At 54.4% G+C, this 17552-nt stretch carries 16 protein-coding genes and 3 tRNA genes; 16 read left to right on the top strand and 3 right to left on the bottom strand.

Going from position 1 to position 17552, the window contains the following annotated elements:
* Positions 1 to 5: 5 nt before the first annotated feature.
* Both asd and rsgA read right to left on the bottom strand, forming a co-directional pair.
* Entirely contained in the window at positions 6 to 977 is a 972-nt protein-coding gene (gene asd / locus KI228_RS19590) for an archaetidylserine decarboxylase (protein WP_042999175.1), read from the bottom strand.
* A gap of 95 nt (positions 978 to 1072) precedes the next feature.
* Complete coding sequence (gene rsgA / locus KI228_RS19585) at positions 1073 to 2125, bottom strand: small ribosomal subunit biogenesis GTPase RsgA (protein ID WP_058587211.1); 1053 nt, start codon at positions 2123 to 2125, stop codon at positions 1073 to 1075.
* Positions 2126 to 2231: 106 nt separating this feature from the next.
* Here rsgA and orn point away from each other — a divergent pair, with 106 nt between their 5' ends.
* The 4 genes from orn to KI228_RS19565 all read left to right on the top strand — a co-directional run bounded on the left by orn (position 2232) and on the right by KI228_RS19565 (position 3462).
* Positions 2232 to 2777, top strand: coding sequence for an oligoribonuclease (orn, locus tag KI228_RS19580; protein ID WP_042999177.1), 546 nt, complete (start codon positions 2232 to 2234; stop codon positions 2775 to 2777).
* Positions 2778 to 3072: 295 nt separating this feature from the next.
* A tRNA-Gly gene (locus KI228_RS19575) sits at positions 3073 to 3148 on the top strand.
* A gap of 81 nt (positions 3149 to 3229) precedes the next feature.
* A tRNA-Gly gene (locus KI228_RS19570) sits at positions 3230 to 3305 on the top strand.
* Between the two features lie 81 nt (positions 3306 to 3386).
* Positions 3387 to 3462, top strand: a tRNA-Gly gene (locus KI228_RS19565).
* 268 nt (positions 3463 to 3730) lie between these two features.
* Here KI228_RS19565 and queG read toward each other — a convergent pair.
* Positions 3731 to 4870 carry a tRNA epoxyqueuosine(34) reductase QueG gene (queG, locus tag KI228_RS19560; RefSeq protein ID WP_151192019.1) on the bottom strand — a complete coding sequence of 380 codons (1140 nt, stop codon included), beginning with the start codon at positions 4868 to 4870 and terminating at the stop codon, positions 3731 to 3733.
* Between queG and nnr the strand changes: the two genes are divergently transcribed.
* The 12 genes from nnr to nsrR all read left to right on the top strand — a co-directional run bounded on the left by nnr (position 4869) and on the right by nsrR (position 17547).
* Positions 4869 to 6416 carry a bifunctional ADP-dependent NAD(P)H-hydrate dehydratase/NAD(P)H-hydrate epimerase gene (gene nnr, locus KI228_RS19555; protein ID WP_044328470.1) on the top strand — a complete coding sequence of 516 codons (1548 nt, stop codon included), beginning with the start codon at positions 4869 to 4871 and terminating at the stop codon, positions 6414 to 6416. The genes queG and nnr overlap by 2 nt on opposite strands.
* Positions 6388 to 6849, top strand: a complete 462-nt coding sequence (tsaE, locus tag KI228_RS19550; RefSeq protein ID WP_042999180.1) for a tRNA (adenosine(37)-N6)-threonylcarbamoyltransferase complex ATPase subunit type 1 TsaE — start codon at positions 6388 to 6390, stop codon at positions 6847 to 6849. The genes nnr and tsaE overlap by 29 nt, the downstream gene beginning before the upstream one ends.
* A 16-nt stretch (positions 6850 to 6865) precedes the next feature.
* Positions 6866 to 8197, top strand: a complete 1332-nt coding sequence (amiB, locus tag KI228_RS19545; RefSeq protein ID WP_061069554.1) for an N-acetylmuramoyl-L-alanine amidase AmiB — start codon at positions 6866 to 6868, stop codon at positions 8195 to 8197.
* 9 nt (positions 8198 to 8206) lie between these two features.
* Positions 8207 to 10072: a DNA mismatch repair endonuclease MutL gene (gene mutL, locus KI228_RS19540; protein ID WP_042999182.1), complete on the top strand. Its 1866-nt coding sequence runs from the start codon at positions 8207 to 8209 to the stop codon at positions 10070 to 10072.
* Positions 10065 to 11015: a tRNA (adenosine(37)-N6)-dimethylallyltransferase MiaA gene (miaA, locus tag KI228_RS19535; protein ID WP_044265686.1), complete on the top strand. Its 951-nt coding sequence runs from the start codon at positions 10065 to 10067 to the stop codon at positions 11013 to 11015. Before mutL ends, miaA begins: the two co-directional genes overlap by 8 nt.
* A gap of 83 nt (positions 11016 to 11098) precedes the next feature.
* Entirely contained in the window at positions 11099 to 11407 is a 309-nt protein-coding gene (gene hfq / locus KI228_RS19530) for an RNA chaperone Hfq (RefSeq protein WP_061069555.1), read from the top strand.
* 74 nt (positions 11408 to 11481) lie between these two features.
* Complete coding sequence (gene hflX, locus KI228_RS19525; protein WP_042321426.1) at positions 11482 to 12762, top strand: ribosome rescue GTPase HflX; 1281 nt, start codon at positions 11482 to 11484, stop codon at positions 12760 to 12762.
* Positions 12763 to 12951: 189 nt separating this feature from the next.
* The gene (gene hflK, locus KI228_RS19520; RefSeq protein WP_042999185.1) at positions 12952 to 14208 is read left to right on the top strand and encodes an FtsH protease activity modulator HflK; all 1257 of its coding nucleotides are present in this window, start codon (positions 12952 to 12954) and stop codon (positions 14206 to 14208) included.
* A gap of 2 nt (positions 14209 to 14210) precedes the next feature.
* Positions 14211 to 15215: a protease modulator HflC gene (gene hflC, locus KI228_RS19515; protein WP_042321433.1), complete on the top strand. Its 1005-nt coding sequence runs from the start codon at positions 14211 to 14213 to the stop codon at positions 15213 to 15215.
* Between the two features lie 86 nt (positions 15216 to 15301).
* On the top strand, positions 15302 to 15499 hold the full coding sequence (locus tag KI228_RS19510) for a DUF2065 domain-containing protein (protein WP_042321436.1): 198 nt from the start codon (positions 15302 to 15304) through the stop codon (positions 15497 to 15499).
* Between the two features lie 103 nt (positions 15500 to 15602).
* Positions 15603 to 16901, top strand: a complete 1299-nt coding sequence (purA, locus tag KI228_RS19505) for an adenylosuccinate synthase (protein WP_042321439.1) — start codon at positions 15603 to 15605, stop codon at positions 16899 to 16901.
* Between the two features lie 220 nt (positions 16902 to 17121).
* Positions 17122 to 17547, top strand: coding sequence for a nitric oxide-sensing transcriptional repressor NsrR (gene nsrR, locus KI228_RS19500; protein WP_042321442.1), 426 nt, complete (start codon positions 17122 to 17124; stop codon positions 17545 to 17547).
* The last annotated feature ends 5 nt before the right edge of the window (positions 17548 to 17552 follow it).

The raw sequence follows: 17552 nt of genomic DNA, 5'->3' as shown, positions 1-17552 counted from the left end.
TACTATTAGGTTTCGTCTTTCTTATCGTCGACCAGCGGACTGGCGTCGTGTTCAGCTTTGATCTCTTCATCTGGCAGTGGTGCAGGCTCGGCGTCGACTGGCGCAACGAATGTCTCTGTGGAGATCGCCAGCGGCTGACCAATTTTGGTCACAGAGAGGCTCTCAAGCTGCTCGACCAGATTCACTTTACCTGGCGCAAACAGGTTGATCACCGTGGAGCCCAGTTTAAAGCGACCCATTTCCTGACCCTTCAGCAGCGCCACGGAGCCTTCGCTTTCTCCGGCAGGCCAGGTCCAGCGTTTGATCACGCCCTCGCGCGGCGGCGTGATGGTTCCCGCCCAGACGGTTTCGATACTGCCAACAATCGTAGCACCGACCAGAATTTGCGCCATTGGGCCAAACTCCGTATCGAACAGGCAGATAACACGCTCATTACGGGCAAACAGGTTTGGAACGTTCTGGGCCGTCAGATGATTAACCGAGAACAGATCGCCCGGAACATAAATCATCTCACGCAGAATGCCGTTACATGGCATGTGCACGCGGTGGTAATCACGCGGAGACAGATAGGTGGTCACAAACGACCCGTTACGGAAAAGATCCGCCATCAGGTAGTTACCAGCCAGCAGGGCTTCCAGGCTGTAGTTGTGGCCTTTGGCCTGCAGGATCTTATCTTCTTCGATAGCGCCTAACTGGCTGATGACACCGTCAGCCGGCATGACCAGTACGTTCGGATCGGTATTCAACGGGCGAACGTCGTCACGCAGTGGGCGGACAAAGAAATCATTGAATGAGCGGTAGCTGGCGGTATCTGGCTTCTGCGCTTCTTTCATATCGACCTTGTAGTACTTCACGAACAGATCGATAACCAGCTTAGTCAGCCATCCCGCTCGTTTGCTCGCGCCCCAGCCCGCCAGGCGAGTGAGCCATAGTTTCGGCAGAATGTATTGTAGCGAAAGTTTAAATGAGTTTAACAAGGTAGCCTCCAGGCTATTGTTTTATCGTTCCTGACCCGGCGTTGATGCCGGATCCTGAAAAAGGGGGACGATTCTAGCGATGCTTAGCTTAGTTGTCAGTCATCGGTATCAGAAAAGTTTTTACGCGTTTTTACCTGCGACATGCTTTCGAGAATACGGTGATAATTTTCGAAACGGGTTTCCGCAATTTTCCCGTCCTCTACGGCGGCACGAATGGCGCAGCCTGGGTCAGTGTCGTGCTTACAGTCACGATATTTACACAGCCCCAGATAGTCATGAAATTCGACAAAGCCATGGGTGATTTGTTCCGGCTCCAGGTGCCACAGGCCGAATTCACGCACGCCAGGGGAATCGATGACGTCGCCGCCATGTGGGAAGTGGTAGAGGCGGGCCGCGGTGGTAGTGTGCTGTCCCAGACCGGAGTTGTCAGAGACATCATTGGTCAAAATGGCTTCCTGCAGACCGAGCAATGCGTTGAGCAGGCTGGATTTGCCAACGCCAGACTGACCGGCAAAGATGCTGATGCGCCCGGTCAGCGCTTCTTCCAGCGGTTTCAGACCATCCTGAGTGTGGCTGGAGACCATCAGCACGCGATAACCGATATGACGATAGATATCCATCTGCTCATTCACAAACGCCATGCTTTCGTCATCCAGCAGATCGATTTTGTTGAGTACGATGATCGGCTCAACCTGCAATGTCTCACAGGCCACCAGATACCTGTCGATAATATTGAGTGACAGCTCCGGTAAAATCGCGGAGACAATGACAATCTGGTCGATATTGGCGGCAATGGGTTTTATGCCATCGTAGAAGTCCGGGCGCGTCAATACCGAGGTACGTTCATGCACCGCCTCGACGATGCCTTTGACGTTGACCCCTTCCGCAGCCGCTTTGCCGGGACGCCAGACCACACGGTCGCCGGTCACTAGCGAGCGGATCGTCCGGCGAATGTTGCAGCGGTGAATTTCACCGTCGGCAGATTCGACGTCGGCATGCATGCCAAAACGGCTAATGACGATCCCTTCAGCGGTCTCGCCAAACAGGTTGTCATCGTAGTCTGGCTTCTCCTTAGACGTTTTAAGACGACGCTGGTGATTAGCGTTCACGCGGCGCTGTTGGCCTTTGGAGAGTTTATTTTTACTCAATCGTACTGGCTCCTGGTCGCCCATGTTGGGCAAAACATCTATGATACACACAATTCTAGTTGAGAGTAGTCACACAGAATGTGACGTATGAGGGGTGGAAAATAGCATGAGTGCCAATGAAAACAACTTGATTTGGATTGATCTGGAGATGACCGGTCTGGATCCCGAGCGCGATCGCATAATTGAAATCGCCACACTGGTCACCGATGCCAACCTGAATATTCTGGCTGAAGGGCCAACGATTGCTGTTCATCAGTCTGATGAACAGCTGGCACTGATGGATGACTGGAACGTGCGTACCCATACCGGGAGCGGGCTGGTGGAGCGAGTGAAGGCGAGCACAATGGGTGAACGTGAAGCGGAACTGGCGACGATTGAATTTTTGCAAGCGTGGGTGCCAGCGGGTAAGTCGCCAATCTGCGGGAACAGCATCGGACAGGATCGCCGTTTTTTGTTTAAGTACATGCCAGAACTGGAAGCGTATTTCCATTACCGCTACCTGGATGTCAGCACGCTGAAAGAGCTGGCTCGTCGCTGGAAACCCGAAATTCTGGACGGTTTGAGCAAGGAAGGAACGCACAAGGCGATGGATGATATCCGCGAGTCGGTGGCGGAACTGGCTTACTATCGTGAGAATTTTATTAAGCTTTAAAAGGTGGCTATGCCGGGTGGCGGCTTTACCTTACCCGGCCTACAGTTTACATCCGGGAAGCTTGCGTATACCGAAGATTGCCGCTAAATTACTCGCTTTGCTGATAAAATCGTCACTCAAACGAAATTCACAAAAAATTGCGTTTGAAGGGGTTGCAGGAGAAAGGATTTCTCGTATAATGCGCCTCCCGTAACGACAGAGAATTATGCGTTACGGCAGCAACAAATTTTAATCAAAGCATTTCATGTTGCAGCAAGGCAGCCAACACAGCAACAACATGAAAGACGAAGATTAAGCGGGAATAGCTCAGTTGGTAGAGCACGACCTTGCCAAGGTCGGGGTCGCGAGTTCGAGTCTCGTTTCCCGCTCCAAAATTTGAAAGTGCTTCTTAGCACAGACCACCCAATCGCAGAATTTCGAAGTGCGACAGCAGTTTGAAAGACGAAGATTAAGCGGGAATAGCTCAGTTGGTAGAGCACGACCTTGCCAAGGTCGGGGTCGCGAGTTCGAGTCTCGTTTCCCGCTCCAAAATTTGAAAGTGCTTCTTAGCACAGACCACCCAATCGCAGGATTTCGAATTGCGACAGCAGTTTGAAAGACGAAGATTAAGCGGGAATAGCTCAGTTGGTAGAGCACGACCTTGCCAAGGTCGGGGTCGCGAGTTCGAGTCTCGTTTCCCGCTCCAAATTCTTATCTCCAGAAAATCAACCACAGTGCGTTTTGCGTTGGGGTCGTTTCGTTTTGTATCTGTCATACTCTTGTGAACAGAGTTATCCACAGCATCGGATTTTTCTACGGAATATTCAAATACTTCGCTAAGTGAATAGTTTCTTTATAACTATCTGAAATCAAAGTTTAAATTAAGATTACAAATTGTTAATGCGATCACTTGACGATTTTTTCGTTCTTGAATAGCAATGTGTTTTTATTTTTATGCACAGCCTGTGGACGATTCAGGCGTCCCGTGGAAGTCCCTTTTCGATAGCATTAACCAGTCGCCTTTGCTTTGGTGATTGCACCTCGATCACGTCGGCGTTTCGCTTCGCGATCTGCTGCGCGACGGCCCACTCAATGTGTTCATCAAGAAGTGGGTGCTCACCCCGGCGGCTTTCCAGTGCGGAAAGGGCGGCGTCACTCCAGGGCGCATTACCGAGTGCTACCGCAATATTACGCAGCCAGCGCAGATGACCAATACGACGAATGGCTGACCCTTCTGTGACTTTTAAAAACCAGGCTTCATTTCTGGCGAACAGCTCAATCAACTCGGGCGCATGAAGCGGCTTACGGGGACTGAAATCGTCTTCGTCAGTCAGCTGCGAGTAGCGATTCCATGGGCAAATCAACTGGCAGTCATCACAACCGTAGATCCGGTTGCCCATCAATGGTCGCAATGCTTCAGGGATTACGCCTTCCAGTTCGATGGTGAGGTAGGAGATGCAGCGACGTGCATCCACCGTGTAGGAGGCGACAATCGCCCCGGTCGGACAGGTGGTGATGCAGGCGACGCACTTTCCGCATCCTTCCTCCACGGGAGCATCAACCGGCAGGGGCAAATCAATCAGTAACTCACCAAGAAAGAAAAACGACCCGGCCTCACGGTTGAGGATTAGTGAGTGCTTACCTGTCCATCCCAGACCGGCTTTTTCTGCCAGCGGGCGCTCAAGTATGGGCGCAGAGTCGACAAAAGGTCTAAAATTCAGCGAGACACAGTGCTGCTGAATCCTCTCACCCAGCTTTTTGAGGCGGTTGCGTAAAAGCTTATGGTAGTCGCGGCCCAGGGCATAGCGACTGATGTAACCCTGCGAGGGATTTTTCAGCGTCCGGGCAAACGCGGCGTGGGCGGGAAGATAGTTCATGCGCACGCTGATGACGCGAAGTGTGCCAGGCAGTAGCTCATGGGGACGCGCGCGCATCATGCCATGGCGCGCCATCCAGTCCATTTCGCCGTGGTATTGTTTGTCCAGCCACGCCTGCAGTTTGGGTTCGGACTCGCTCAGGTCAGTATCGGTAATACCGACCTGCTGAAAGCCCAGTTCCAGCCCCCACTGCTTAATATTTTGCGCTAACTGATTGAGATTGAGGGGCTCTGACATGACGGACCATACAATGAAGAAAAACCCCATCAGTATACCACACTCCATCTGGCCCGCCGATGACATCAAACGGCTGGAGCGAGAAGCTGCTGACACGCTGGGGCTCACGTTGTTCGAACTGATGTTGCGAGCGGGCGAGGCGGTGTTTGACGTGGCGCGCGAGTCCCGGCCTTATGCCCGGCGCTGGTTGGTGCTCTGCGGTCACGGTAACAATGGTGGCGATGGCTATGTGGTGGCGAGGCTGGCGAAAGCAGCAGGGATTCTGGTCACCCTGGTAGCGCTGGAAAGCGATAAACCGCTGCCCGAGGAGGCCGCACAGGCGCGGGAAGCCTGGCTGAATGCAGGAGGTGTGATCCATTCCCCGGCGATTGCCTGGCCGGAAAATATCGACCTGATTATTGATGCGCTTCTGGGGATCGGGTTAACCCAGGCGCCGCGCGAGCCGTTGTCTGAATTAATCGAACGGGCAAACGCCCACCCTGCGCCTGTTGTCTCAATAGACATTCCTTCCGGGTTGCTGGCACAAACGGGCGCGACGCCCGGTGCGGTCATCCGGGCCGAACGCACGGTCACCTTTATCGTCCTGAAACCCGGTCTGCTGACGGGGAAAGCCCGGGATGTGACCGGGCGCCTTCATTTTAATTCGCTGGGACTGGACGACTGGCTGACAGGGCAGGACGCGCCGATTCAACGCTTTGACGCCTCACAACTTGCGCACTGGCTCTCTCCGCGTCGTGCAACGTCGCATAAAGGCGATCACGGTCGACTGGTGGTGATCGGCGGCGATCACGGCACGGCGGGGGCGATTCGACTGGCCGGTGAAGCGGCGCTGCGCGCCGGAGCGGGGCTGGTACGCGTGCTGACGCGCAGCGAAAATATCGCCCCACTGCTGACCGCTCGTCCCGAACTGATGGTGCATGAACTGACGCCGCAGTCCCTTGACGAAAGCCTCGCATGGGCGGATGTCATCATCATTGGCCCTGGGCTCGGGCAGGCGGAGTGGGGGAAGAAAGCGCTGCAAAAAGTCGAGAATTTCCGTAAACCGATGGTCTGGGACGCCGATGCGTTGAACCTGCTGGCAATCAATCCCGATAAACGTCACAATCGCGTCATCACACCGCATCCGGGAGAAGCCGCGCGGTTACTGGGGTGTTCTGTCGCAGAAATTGAAAGTGATCGCTTACATTCTGCACAGCGTCTGGTAAAACGTTACGGAGGCGTTGCGGTGTTGAAAGGGGCGGGAACGGTGGTTGCCGCACAACCGGAGGCGTTGGGAATTGCTGATGTCGGCAACGCAGGCATGGCCAGCGGCGGCATGGGCGATGTGCTTTCCGGTATTATTGGCGCATTGCTCGGACAGAAGTTTACCCCGTATGATGCAGCCTGTGCTGGCTGCGTGGCTCACGGTGCGGCGGCCGATGTTCTGGCGGCGCGTGCAGGTATGCGCGGCATGTTGGCAACCGATCTTTTTTCCACGCTACAGCGTATTGTTAACCCTGATGTGATTGACGTTTATCATGATGAATCGAGTAATTCCGCTACCTGACGAACAGGCAACATTAGACCTGGGACAACGGGTAGCCAAGGCCTGCAACGGCGCGACCGTGATCTATCTCTACGGTGATTTAGGCGCGGGTAAAACCACCTTTAGTCGGGGATTCCTGCAGGCGTTAGGCCATTCCGGTAATGTAAAAAGTCCAACCTATACGCTGGTCGAACCCTATTCTCTCGATAACCTGATGGTCTATCACTTCGATCTGTATCGTCTTGCCGATCCCGAGGAGCTCGAATTTATGGGGATCCGCGATTATTTTGCCAACGATGCCATTTGCCTGGTGGAATGGCCGCAACAGGGTAAAGGTGTACTCCCGGACCCGGATGTCGAAATACACATAGATTACCAGGCGCAAGGTCGTGAGGCGCGCATCCGTGCTGTCTCCTCATCAGGTGATTCGTTGCTGGCGCGTTTAGCCGGTTAACCTTAAAGGTGGCGGGATGATTTATCGTATCAGAAATGGGTTGGTGGCCATGCTGGTTCTGCTGTGCGCGCAGGCCGGAGCCGCCAGCCTCTCCGATATCCAGGTCTCCAACGGCGATCGACAGGCGCGTATTACGCTCAGTTTTATTGGCGATCCCGATTATGCCTTTTCCCATGAAGGCAAACGTACCGTTGCGCTGGATATTAAGCAAACGGGGGTCATTCAGGGGCTTCCGCTGATGTTTAGCGGTAATAACCTGGTGAAGACCATTCGTTCCGGCACGGCGAAAGATCCACAGTCACTACGACTGATGGTGGATTTAACCGAAAACGGGAAAACCGAGGCGGTAAAACGGCAGAATGGCGGAAACTACACGGTAGTTTTTACCATTAACGCCGATACGCCTCCGCCACCACCCCCCGCTCCAGTCGTCGCTAAACGCGTCGAAACGCCGGTGGTGACGCCGCGTCCGACTGAACCTGCGCGAAATCCGTTTAAAACCAGCAACGATCGCACCACCGCCGTGATCAGCAGCAATACGGCGACGCGCCCGGCGGCCAGAGCGACATCCAGCAATGGTGACAAAGTGGTGATCGCCATTGATGCCGGGCACGGTGGGCAGGATCCCGGCGCGATCGGCCCCGGCGGTACGCGAGAGAAAAATGTCACTATCGCGGTGGCCCGTAAACTGCGCACGCTGCTTAATGATGATCCGATGTTTAAAGGCGTGTTAACCCGTGACGGGGATTATTTTATCTCTGTGATGGGGCGCTCTGACGTGGCGCGTAAGCAAAACGCCAACTTCCTGGTGTCGATTCACGCCGATGCCGCGCCCAACCGCAGCGCTACGGGTGCCTCCGTGTGGGTGCTGTCGAACCGGCGCGCCAACAGCGAAATGGCGAACTGGCTTGAAGAACATGAAAAACAGTCGGAGCTGTTGGGCGGCGCGGGGGATGTGCTGGCAAACAGTCAGGCCGATCCGTACCTAAGCCAGGCGGTGCTGGATTTGCAGTTCGGCCATTCCCAACGCGTAGGGTATGATGTGGCAACCAACATGTTAGGCCAGCTCGAACGGATTGGGTCACTGCATAAACGGCGGCCTGAACATGCCAGCCTGGGCGTTCTGCGCTCGCCAGATATTCCCTCGGTGCTGGTGGAAACCGGGTTTATCAGTAATCACAGTGAAGAACGTCTGTTGGCGAGCGATGCGTATCAGCAACAACTGGCCGATGCGATTTACAAAGGGCTGCGTAACTACTTCCAGGCGCATCCGATGCAGTCGGCTCCGCAGGGAAGTGCGGCGCAAACCGCGAGCGCTGCTACGCCGGGTGAGTCGTTGATCAACTAAGGAATTTGCATGCCGATTCAGGTGTTACCGCCACAACTGGCGAACCAAATTGCCGCAGGTGAGGTGGTTGAGCGACCTGCATCGGTGGTCAAAGAGCTGGTGGAAAACAGCCTTGATGCCGGGGCAACGCGCATCGATATTGATATCGAGCGCGGCGGCGCGAAGCTGATCCGTATCCGTGACAATGGTTGCGGGATCAGGAAAGACGAACTGGCGCTGGCGCTGGCGCGGCACGCCACCAGTAAAATTGCCTCTCTTGACGATCTGGAAGCGATCATTAGCCTGGGTTTTCGCGGCGAAGCGCTGGCGAGTATCAGCTCGGTATCTCGCCTGACTCTCACGTCACGCACCGCAGAGCAACAGGAAGCCTGGCAAGCCTACGCCGAAGGGCGCGACATGGAGGTAACAGTCAAACCGGCCGCGCATCCGGTAGGCACCACGCTGGAAGTCCTCGATCTGTTCTACAACACCCCCGCCCGGCGCAAGTTTATGCGCACCGAGAAAACCGAATTCAATCATATTGACGAGATCATCCGGCGCATTGCGCTGGCGCGTTTTGATGTGACGATCAATTTGTCGCACAACGGCAAAATGGTACGTCAGTACCGTGCGGTGGCGAAAGAGGGGCCGCAAGAGCGTCGTCTGGGCGCCATTTGTGGTACGCCGTTTCTTGAGCATGCGCTGGCGATTGAGTGGCAGCATGGCGATCTGACCTTACGCGGCTGGGTCGCCGATCCCAATCACACCACGACGGCGCTGGCGGAAATTCAGTACTGCTACGTCAACGGACGCATGATGCGCGACAGGTTGATCAACCACGCCATTCGTCAGGCCTGTGAAGATAAGCTGGGCGCCGATCAACAGCCCGCATTTGTGCTGTACCTTGAGATTGACCCGCATCAGGTGGATGTCAACGTGCACCCGGCCAAGCATGAAGTGCGTTTTCATCAGTCGCGTCTGGTCCATGACTTTATCTACCAGGGCGTGCTGAGCGTGCTGCAACAGCAGCTTGAATCGCCATTGCCGCTGGAAGCAGAAGGCGAACCCGCGCCCCGGCACGTTCCGGAAAACCGTGTGGCTGCAGGGCGTAACCATTTTGCTGAGCCGGCGCAGGCCCGCGAACCTACGGCACCGCGCTACGCCTCCACACCGACAGCGGGCAGCAGCGCGCCGCGCCCAACGGCGGCAAGCTGGCCGCATGCCCAGCCGGGCTACCAGAAACAGCAGGGCGAGGTGTATCGCCAGCTCCTGCAAACGCCGACACATGCGACAAAATCATCGCCTGCGCCGGAGCCAGCTGTGTCAGCACTGTCGGGACACAGTCAGAGCTTTGGCCGTGTGCTCACGATTGTGGGCAACGACTGCGCGCTGCTGGAGCGCGATGGGAGTATTCACCTGCTGGCGCTGCCCGTGGCAGAACGCTGGCTGCGTCAGGCGCAGCTTTCGCCGGGAGAGGGGCAGGTTTGCGCTCAGCCGTTGCTGATCCCGCTGCGGCTAAAAGTGTCTGCAGAGGAAAAGGCCGCGCTGGAAAATGCGCAGGGCGCACTGGTGGAATTGGGGATTGAATTTCAGGCAGATGCCCAGCATGTGACCATTCGGGCGGTGCCTTTACCCTTACGCCAACAAAATTTACAAATCTTGATTCCTGAACTGATAGGCTACCTGACGCAACAGTCAGCGCGTGAACCTGGTAATCTGGCGCAGTGGATTGCGCGTAATTTGATGAGTGAGCATACGCAGTGGACAATGGCTCAGGCCATTACCCTGCTGGCTGATGTGGAGCGGCTTTGCCCGCAGCTCGTGAAGGCGCCGCCGGGTGGTCTGTTACAACCTGTTGATTTACATACGGCGATGAATGCCCTGAAACATGAGTGATATCAGTAAGGCGAGCCTGCCAAAGGCAATTTTTTTGATGGGGCCTACGGCCTCGGGTAAAACGGCGCTAGCGATTGAATTGCGTAAAGTTTTGCCAGTAGAGTTGATAAGCGTCGATTCCGCCCTTATTTACAAAGGGATGGATATCGGGACGGCGAAGCCGGACGCTGAAGAGTTAAAGGCGGCTCCGCACCGATTGCTGGATATTCGCGATCCGTCGCAGGCGTATTCTGCTGCGGATTTCCGCCGCGATGCGTTGGCGGAGATGAGCGAGATCACTGCGGCGGGGCGTATTCCGCTGTTAGTGGGCGGTACGATGTTGTATTTCAAGGCATTGCTGGAAGGTCTTTCGCCGTTACCGTCGGCAGACCCGCAGGTCAGGGCCAGAATTGAGCAACAGGCGGCAGAGCAAGGGTGGGATGCGTTGCACCAACAGCTTCAGACAATCGATCCGGTTGCGGCTGCGCGTATTCATCCAAATGATCCGCAAAGACTTTCCCGGGCACTGGAAGTTTTTTTCATTTCGGGTAAAACTTTAACGGAACTGACGCAAACGTCAGGTGATGCTTTACCGTACCAGGTGCATCAGTTTGCCATCGCCCCAGCGAGCCGTGAGCTGTTGCATCAACGCATCGAGCAGCGTTTTCATCAGATGTTGGCTTCAGGATTTGAAGCAGAAGTTCGGGCGCTTTTTGCCCGTGGAGATTTGCATACGGACTTGCCTTCCATTCGTTGTGTGGGATACCGCCAGATGTGGTCATACCTTGAAGGCGAAATATCATACGATGAAATGGTTTATAGAGGTGTTTGCGCCACGAGGCAGTTGGCAAAGCGCCAGGTAACCTGGTTACGCGGTTGGGAAGGAGTGCACTGGCTTGACAGTGAGAAACCTGAGCAGGCGCGGAACGAAGTATTACAGGTTGTTGGTGCTATCGCGAACTGAATGTGTACAATTAAGGCGTATCGTGCGCAATTTTCAGAATCGAAAGATTCAAAGTACAAATAAGCATATAAGGAAAAGAGAGAATGGCTAAGGGGCAATCTTTACAAGATCCGTTCCTGAACGCACTGCGTCGGGAACGTGTTCCAGTTTCTATTTATTTGGTGAATGGTATTAAGCTGCAAGGTCAAATCGAGTCTTTTGATCAGTTTGTGATCCTGTTGAAAAACACGGTCAGTCAGATGGTTTATAAGCACGCGATTTCTACTGTTGTCCCGTCTCGCCCGGTTTCTCATCATAGTAACAATGCCGGTGGCGGTACCAGCAGTAACTATCATCACGGTAGCGGCGCGCAGGGTTCTGCGGCGCAACAGGACAGCGAAGAGACCGAATAAGGTTTTTGGCTGTTTTACACACGGGGAGCCAGAATTTCTGCGTTCCCCGCTGATCTATATCGAGGGGTTGACGCTTGTTTGACCGTTATGACGCCGGTGAGCAGGCGGTACTGGTACACATCTATTTTTCGCAAGACAAAGATATGGAAGACCTCCAGGAGTTTGAATCTCTGGTCTCTTCCGCCGGTGTCGAAGCAATGCAGGTGATTACCGGTAGCCGTAAAGCACCGCACCCGAAGTACTTTGTTGGTGAAGGTAAAGCCGTTGAAATTGCGGAAGCCGTAAAAGCGACAGGCGCTGCCGTCGTATTATTCGATCATGCATTGAGCCCGGCCCAGGAACGTAACCTGGAGCGCCTGTGTGAGTGTCGTGTTATCGACCGCACTGGCCTTATCTTAGATATTTTTGCGCAGCGTGCACGTACCCATGAGGGGAAATTGCAGGTTGAACTGGCGCAGTTGCGCCATCTGGCTACGCGTCTTGTCCGTGGCTGGACCCACCTTGAAAGACAGAAAGGCGGGATTGGTTTGCGCGGTCCGGGTGAAACCCAACTCGAAACCGACCGCCGTTTATTGCGAAACCGTATATTGCAGATCCAGTCGCGCCTGGAAAAAGTTGAAAAGCAACGTGAGCAGGGGCGACAGTCGCGCATTAAGGCGGATGTCCCGACCGTCTCGCTGGTGGGATATACTAACGCCGGAAAATCCACCCTTTTCAATCAGATAACCGAAGCCAGGGTCTATGCGGCAGATCAACTGTTTGCGACCCTGGATCCGACGCTGCGTCGCATTGACGTGGCGGATGTCGGGGAGACCGTGCTGGCGGATACCGTTGGGTTTATCCGTCATCTTCCGCACGATCTGGTTGCGGCGTTTAAAGCGACCCTCCAGGAAACGCGTCAGGCGACACTGTTGCTGCATGTGGTTGATGCAGCGGATGTGCGCGTGCAGGAAAACATCGACGCAGTGGATACGGTTCTCGAAGAGATCGATGCTCACGAGATCCCGTCCCTGATGGTGATGAACAAGATCGATATGCTGGATGACTTTGAACCGCGTATCGACCGGGATGAAGAGAACAAACCGATCCGTGTCTGGCTTTCCGCGCAGACAGGGGTTGGGATACCACAGCTTTTTCAGGCTTTGACGGAGCGACTTTCCGGCGAGGTGGCGCAGCATACGTTGCGTTTGCCGCCGCAGGAAGGGCGTCTGAGAAGCCGTTTTTATCAGCTTCAGGCAATAGAAAAAGAGTGGATGGAGGATGACGGTAGCGTAAGTCTGCAAGTTCGCCTGCCGATCGTTGACTGGCGTCGCCTCTGTAAACAAGAACCGGCTTTGGAAGACTATGTTGTCTGATCTGACGGATATGGCCTGAAGATTTTTTCGCCTCTGTACCTTGTGGAGGTTGAGCGGCAGGAAGGCGGCAAGTCCTGAAATTCTCTGGAGCATAGTCAACTATGTGACGGGAGCTGAGGGATGTAGCCAACGCATCTGCCGCGCAAAAAACACAGGTATAGCATCGCATAACAAATATGGAGCACAAACATGGCGTGGAATCAGCCCGGTAATAACGGACAAGACCGCGACCCGTGGGGAAGCAGCAAACCAGGCGGCAACTCTGAGGGAAATGGAAACAAAGGTGGTCGCGAGCAGGGGCCACCTGATCTCGATGACATCTTTCGCAAGCTGAGTAAAAAACTCGGTGGACTGGGAGGCGGTAAAGGTACCGGCTCTGGCGGCGGAAGCTCATCGCAAGGCCCGCGCCCGCATCTGGGCGGACGTGTCGTCTCCATCGCGGCGGCAGCTATCGTCATTATCTGGGCGGCGAGCGGTTTCTACACCATCAAAGAAGCAGAGCGCGGCGTGGTGACACGCTTTGGTAAGTTCAGCCATCTGGTTGAACCGGGCCTGAACTGGAAGCCGACGTTTATCGACGAGGTGACGCCGGTGAACGTGGAAGCCGTCCGCGAACTGGCCGCTTCCGGTGTGATGCTGACGTCAGATGAGAACGTGGTGCGCGTTGAGATGAACGTGCAGTACCGCATCACCGATCCGCAAAAATATCTGTTTAGCGTAACCAGCGCGGATGACAGTCTGCGTCAGGCGACCGACAGTGCCCTGCGCGGCGTGATCGGTAAATACACCATGGACCGTATCCTGACCGAAGGGCGTACCGTTATTCGTAGCGATACCCAGCGTGAACTGGAAGAGACCATTCGTCCCTATAACATGGGTATTACCCTGCTGGACGTCAACTTCCAGGCTGCACGTCCGCCGGAAGAGGTGAAAGCGGCGTTTGACGATGCCATTGCTGCCCGTGAGAACGAACAGCAGTACATCCGTGAAGCGGAAGCGTATACCAACGAAGTTCAGCCGCGTGCGAACGGTCAGGCACAGCGTATCCTTGAAGAGGCGCGTGCTTACAGAACGCAAACCATCCTGGAAGCGCAGGGTGAAGTGGCGCGCTTTGCGAAAATCCTTCCGGAATATAAAGCGGCGCCAGAGATTACCCGCGAGCGTCTGTATATCGAGACGATGGAAAAAGTGTTGAGCCATACCCGTAAAGTGTTGGTTAACGACAAAGGTGGCAATCTGATGGTTCTGCCATTGGATCAGATGCTGAAAGGCGCGAGCGCGCCGGCGGCAAAGAGCGATAGCGGTTCGAACCTGCTGCGTCTGCCCTCCACGTCTTCTTCCAGCAGCAGCGGAGCAAGCAACACCTCGTCCACCAGTCAGGGCGATATTATGGACCAACGCCGCGCTAACGCGCAGCGTAACGACTACCAGCGTCAGGGGGAATAACGATGCGTAAGTCAGTTATTGCGATTATCATCATCGTGCTGGTAGTGCTGTACACCTCAATTTTCGTGGTGAAAGAAGGCGAGCGCGGAATTAAGTTCCAGTTCAGCAGCGTCGTGCGTGATGCCGACAAAAAACCATTGATTTATGAGCCGGGTCTGCACTTTAAGGTACCGTTTATTCAGTCGGTGAAAATGCTCGACGCGCGTATCCAGACGATGGATAACCAGGCCGATCGCTTTGTCACCAAAGAGAAGAAAGACCTGATTGTTGACTCTTACATCAAATGGCGCATCAGCGATTTCAGCCGTTACTTCCTGGCGACGGGCGGCGGCGATATTTCTCAGGCTGAAGTTCTGTTGAAACGTAAGTTCTCTGACCGTTTGCGTTCTGAGATTGGTCGTCTGGATGTGAAAGACATTGTGACCGACTCCCGTGGTCGCCTGACCCTGGAAGTGCGTGACGCCCTGAACTCTGGCTCTGCCGGAACCGAAGACGAAGTGGCGACCCCGGCAGCGGATAACGCGATTGCCGAAGCCGCTGAACGTGTTCAGGCTGAAACCAACGGCAATGTGCCGGTGATCAACCCGAACAGTATGGCCGCATTGGGTATCGAAGTGGTCGACGTGCGGATCAAGCAGATCAACCTGCCGACCGAAGTGTCTGAAGCGATCTATAACCGTATGCGCGCTGAGCGTGAAGCGGTAGCGCGTCGTCACCGTTCACAAGGTCAGGAAGAAGCGGAAAAACTGCGCGCGACAGCCGACTATGAAGTGACCAAAACGCTGGCGGAAGCTGAGCGTCAGGGGCGTATCATGCGCGGTGAAGGGGATGCAGAAGCGGCGAAGCTGTTTGCCGATGCGTTCAGCCAGGATCCTGACTTCTACGCCTTTATTCGTAGCCTGCGTGCTTACGAGAAGAGCTTCGAAGGCAATCAGGATGTCATGGTCATGAGCCCGGACAGCGATTTCTTCCGCTACATGAAGACACCGAATACCGCAACGCGATAATATCGTCGCAACGGTTTTAGGTTAGACGCATAAAACCACCGCATCCCTGAGGATGCCGGTGGTTTTCTTTTTATAAAGGACGTCCGATGAACTCAACAATCTGGCTCGCGCTTGCGCTGGTTTTAGTGCTTGAAGGTTTAGGTCCGATGCTTTACCCGCGAGCATGGAAGAAGATGATTTCTGCCATGACGCAGTTGCCTGAAAATACTTTACGTCGTTTTGGTGGTGGACTTGTGGTTGCAGGCATTGTGGTCTACTACATGTTGAGGAAAACGATTGGCTGATCAAAAAACGTGCGAATTTAGCTAATTTTTGCATGCAAAAAGTGCTGTATATCTGAAAAAGCGATGGTAGAATCCATTTTTAAGCAAACGGTGATTTTGAAAAATGGGTAACAACGTCGTCGTACTGGGCACCCAATGGGGTGACGAAGGTAAAGGAAAGATCGTCGATCTTCTGACTGAACGGGCTAAATATGTTGTACGCTACCAGGGCGGTCACAACGCAGGCCATACTCTCGTAATCAACGGTGAAAAAACCGTCCTCCATCTTATTCCATCAGGTATTCTCCGCGAGAACGTCATCAGCATCATCGGTAACGGTGTTGTGCTGTCTCCGGCTGCGCTGATGAAAGAGATGAAAGGACTGGAAGATCGTGGTGTTCCTGTTCGTGAGCGTCTGCTGTTGTCTGAAGCATGCCCGCTGATTCTGGACTACCACGTTGCGCTGGATAACGCGCGTGAGAAAGCACGTGGCGCGAAAGCGATCGGGACTACCGGTCGTGGTATCGGGCCGGCTTACGAAGACAAAGTCGCCCGTCGCGGTCTGCGCGTTGGCGATCTGTTCGACAAAGCCACCTTCGCTGAAAAACTGAAAGAAGTGATGGAATATCACAACTTCCAGCTGGTTAACTTCTACAAAGTTGACGCGGTTGACTACCAGAAAGTGCTGGATGATGTGATGGCGATTGCCGACATCCTGACCTCTATGGTTGTTGATGTGTCCGATCTGCTGGACCAGGCGCGCAAGCGTGGCGATTTCGTCATGTTCGAAGGCGCGCAGGGTACGCTGCTGGACATTGACCACGGTACCTATCCGTACGTAACGTCCTCTAACACCACTGCGGGTGGCGTGGCAACAGGTTCTGGCCTGGGTCCGCGTTATGTGGATTACGTGCTGGGTATCATCAAAGCTTACTCCACGCGTGTGGGTGCGGGTCCGTTCCCGACTGAGCTGTTTGATGACATCGGTGAGTTCCTGTGCAAACAGGGTAACGAATACGGTGCTACCACGGGGCGTCGTCGTCGTACTGGCTGGCTGGACTCCGTTGCTGTGCGTCGTGCAGTACAGATCAACTCCCTGTCGGGCTTCTGCCTGACCAAACTGGACGTACTGGACGGTTTGAAAGAGGTGAAAATCTGTGTCGCTTATCGTATGCCGGATGGCCGTGAAGTGACCACAACACCGCTGGCGGCTGACGATTGGGAAGGTATCGAGCCGATTTACGAAACCATGCCGGGCTGGTCTGAGTCCACCTTCGGCGTGAAAGAGCGTAGCGGTTTGCCACAGGCAGCGCTGAACTACATTAAGCGTATCGAAGAACTGACCGGTGTGCCGATTGATATTATTTCGACTGGCCCGGATCGTACTGAGACCATGATTCTGCGTGACCCGTTCGACGCATAATTTTGGTTCGTGGCGCAGTGCCTGATGGCGCTGCGCTTATCAGGCCTACAAAGTGTAGTTGGCCGGACAAGATGCCAGGCGTCGTCATCCGGCTTAATCGTGCGTTAAATCCTCGCTTTTTTCCTTCCGAACTGAAATAAATTAGCGGCCTGGCTAGTGGCTGGTTTATCATCAATATAAATAAGATGTATCCCGATTCCCCCTTTTCCCTGAGGTTGATGTGCAGTTAACGAGTTTCACCGATTACGGACTACGAGCGCTAATCTATATGGCATCACTCCCGGAAGGTCGCATGACCAGTATTTCGGAAGTGACAGACGTCTACGGCGTTTCCCGTAATCATATGGTCAAAATAATCAATCAACTTAGTCGGGCGGGCTTTGTAACTGCTATTCGGGGAAAAAATGGCGGGATCCGTTTAGGCAAAGCCGCGAATACTATTCGAATTGGCGATGTCGTGCGCGAACTCGAACCGCTGTCGCTGGTGAATTGTAGCAGCGAGTTTTGCCACATCACCCCTGCCTGTCGACTCAAACAGGCGCTTTCTAAGGCCGTGCAAAGTTTTCTAACGGAGCTGGATAACTACACGCTGGCCGATTTGGTTGAAGAGAATCAACCGCTTTATAAATTATTGCTGGTGGAATAGTGAAG

The sequence above is a fragment of the Citrobacter amalonaticus genome (assembly GCF_018323885.1).
GTDB lineage: Bacteria > Pseudomonadota > Gammaproteobacteria > Enterobacterales > Enterobacteriaceae > Citrobacter_A > Citrobacter_A amalonaticus.
This window is presented reverse-complemented; position numbering and strand designations above follow the sequence as displayed.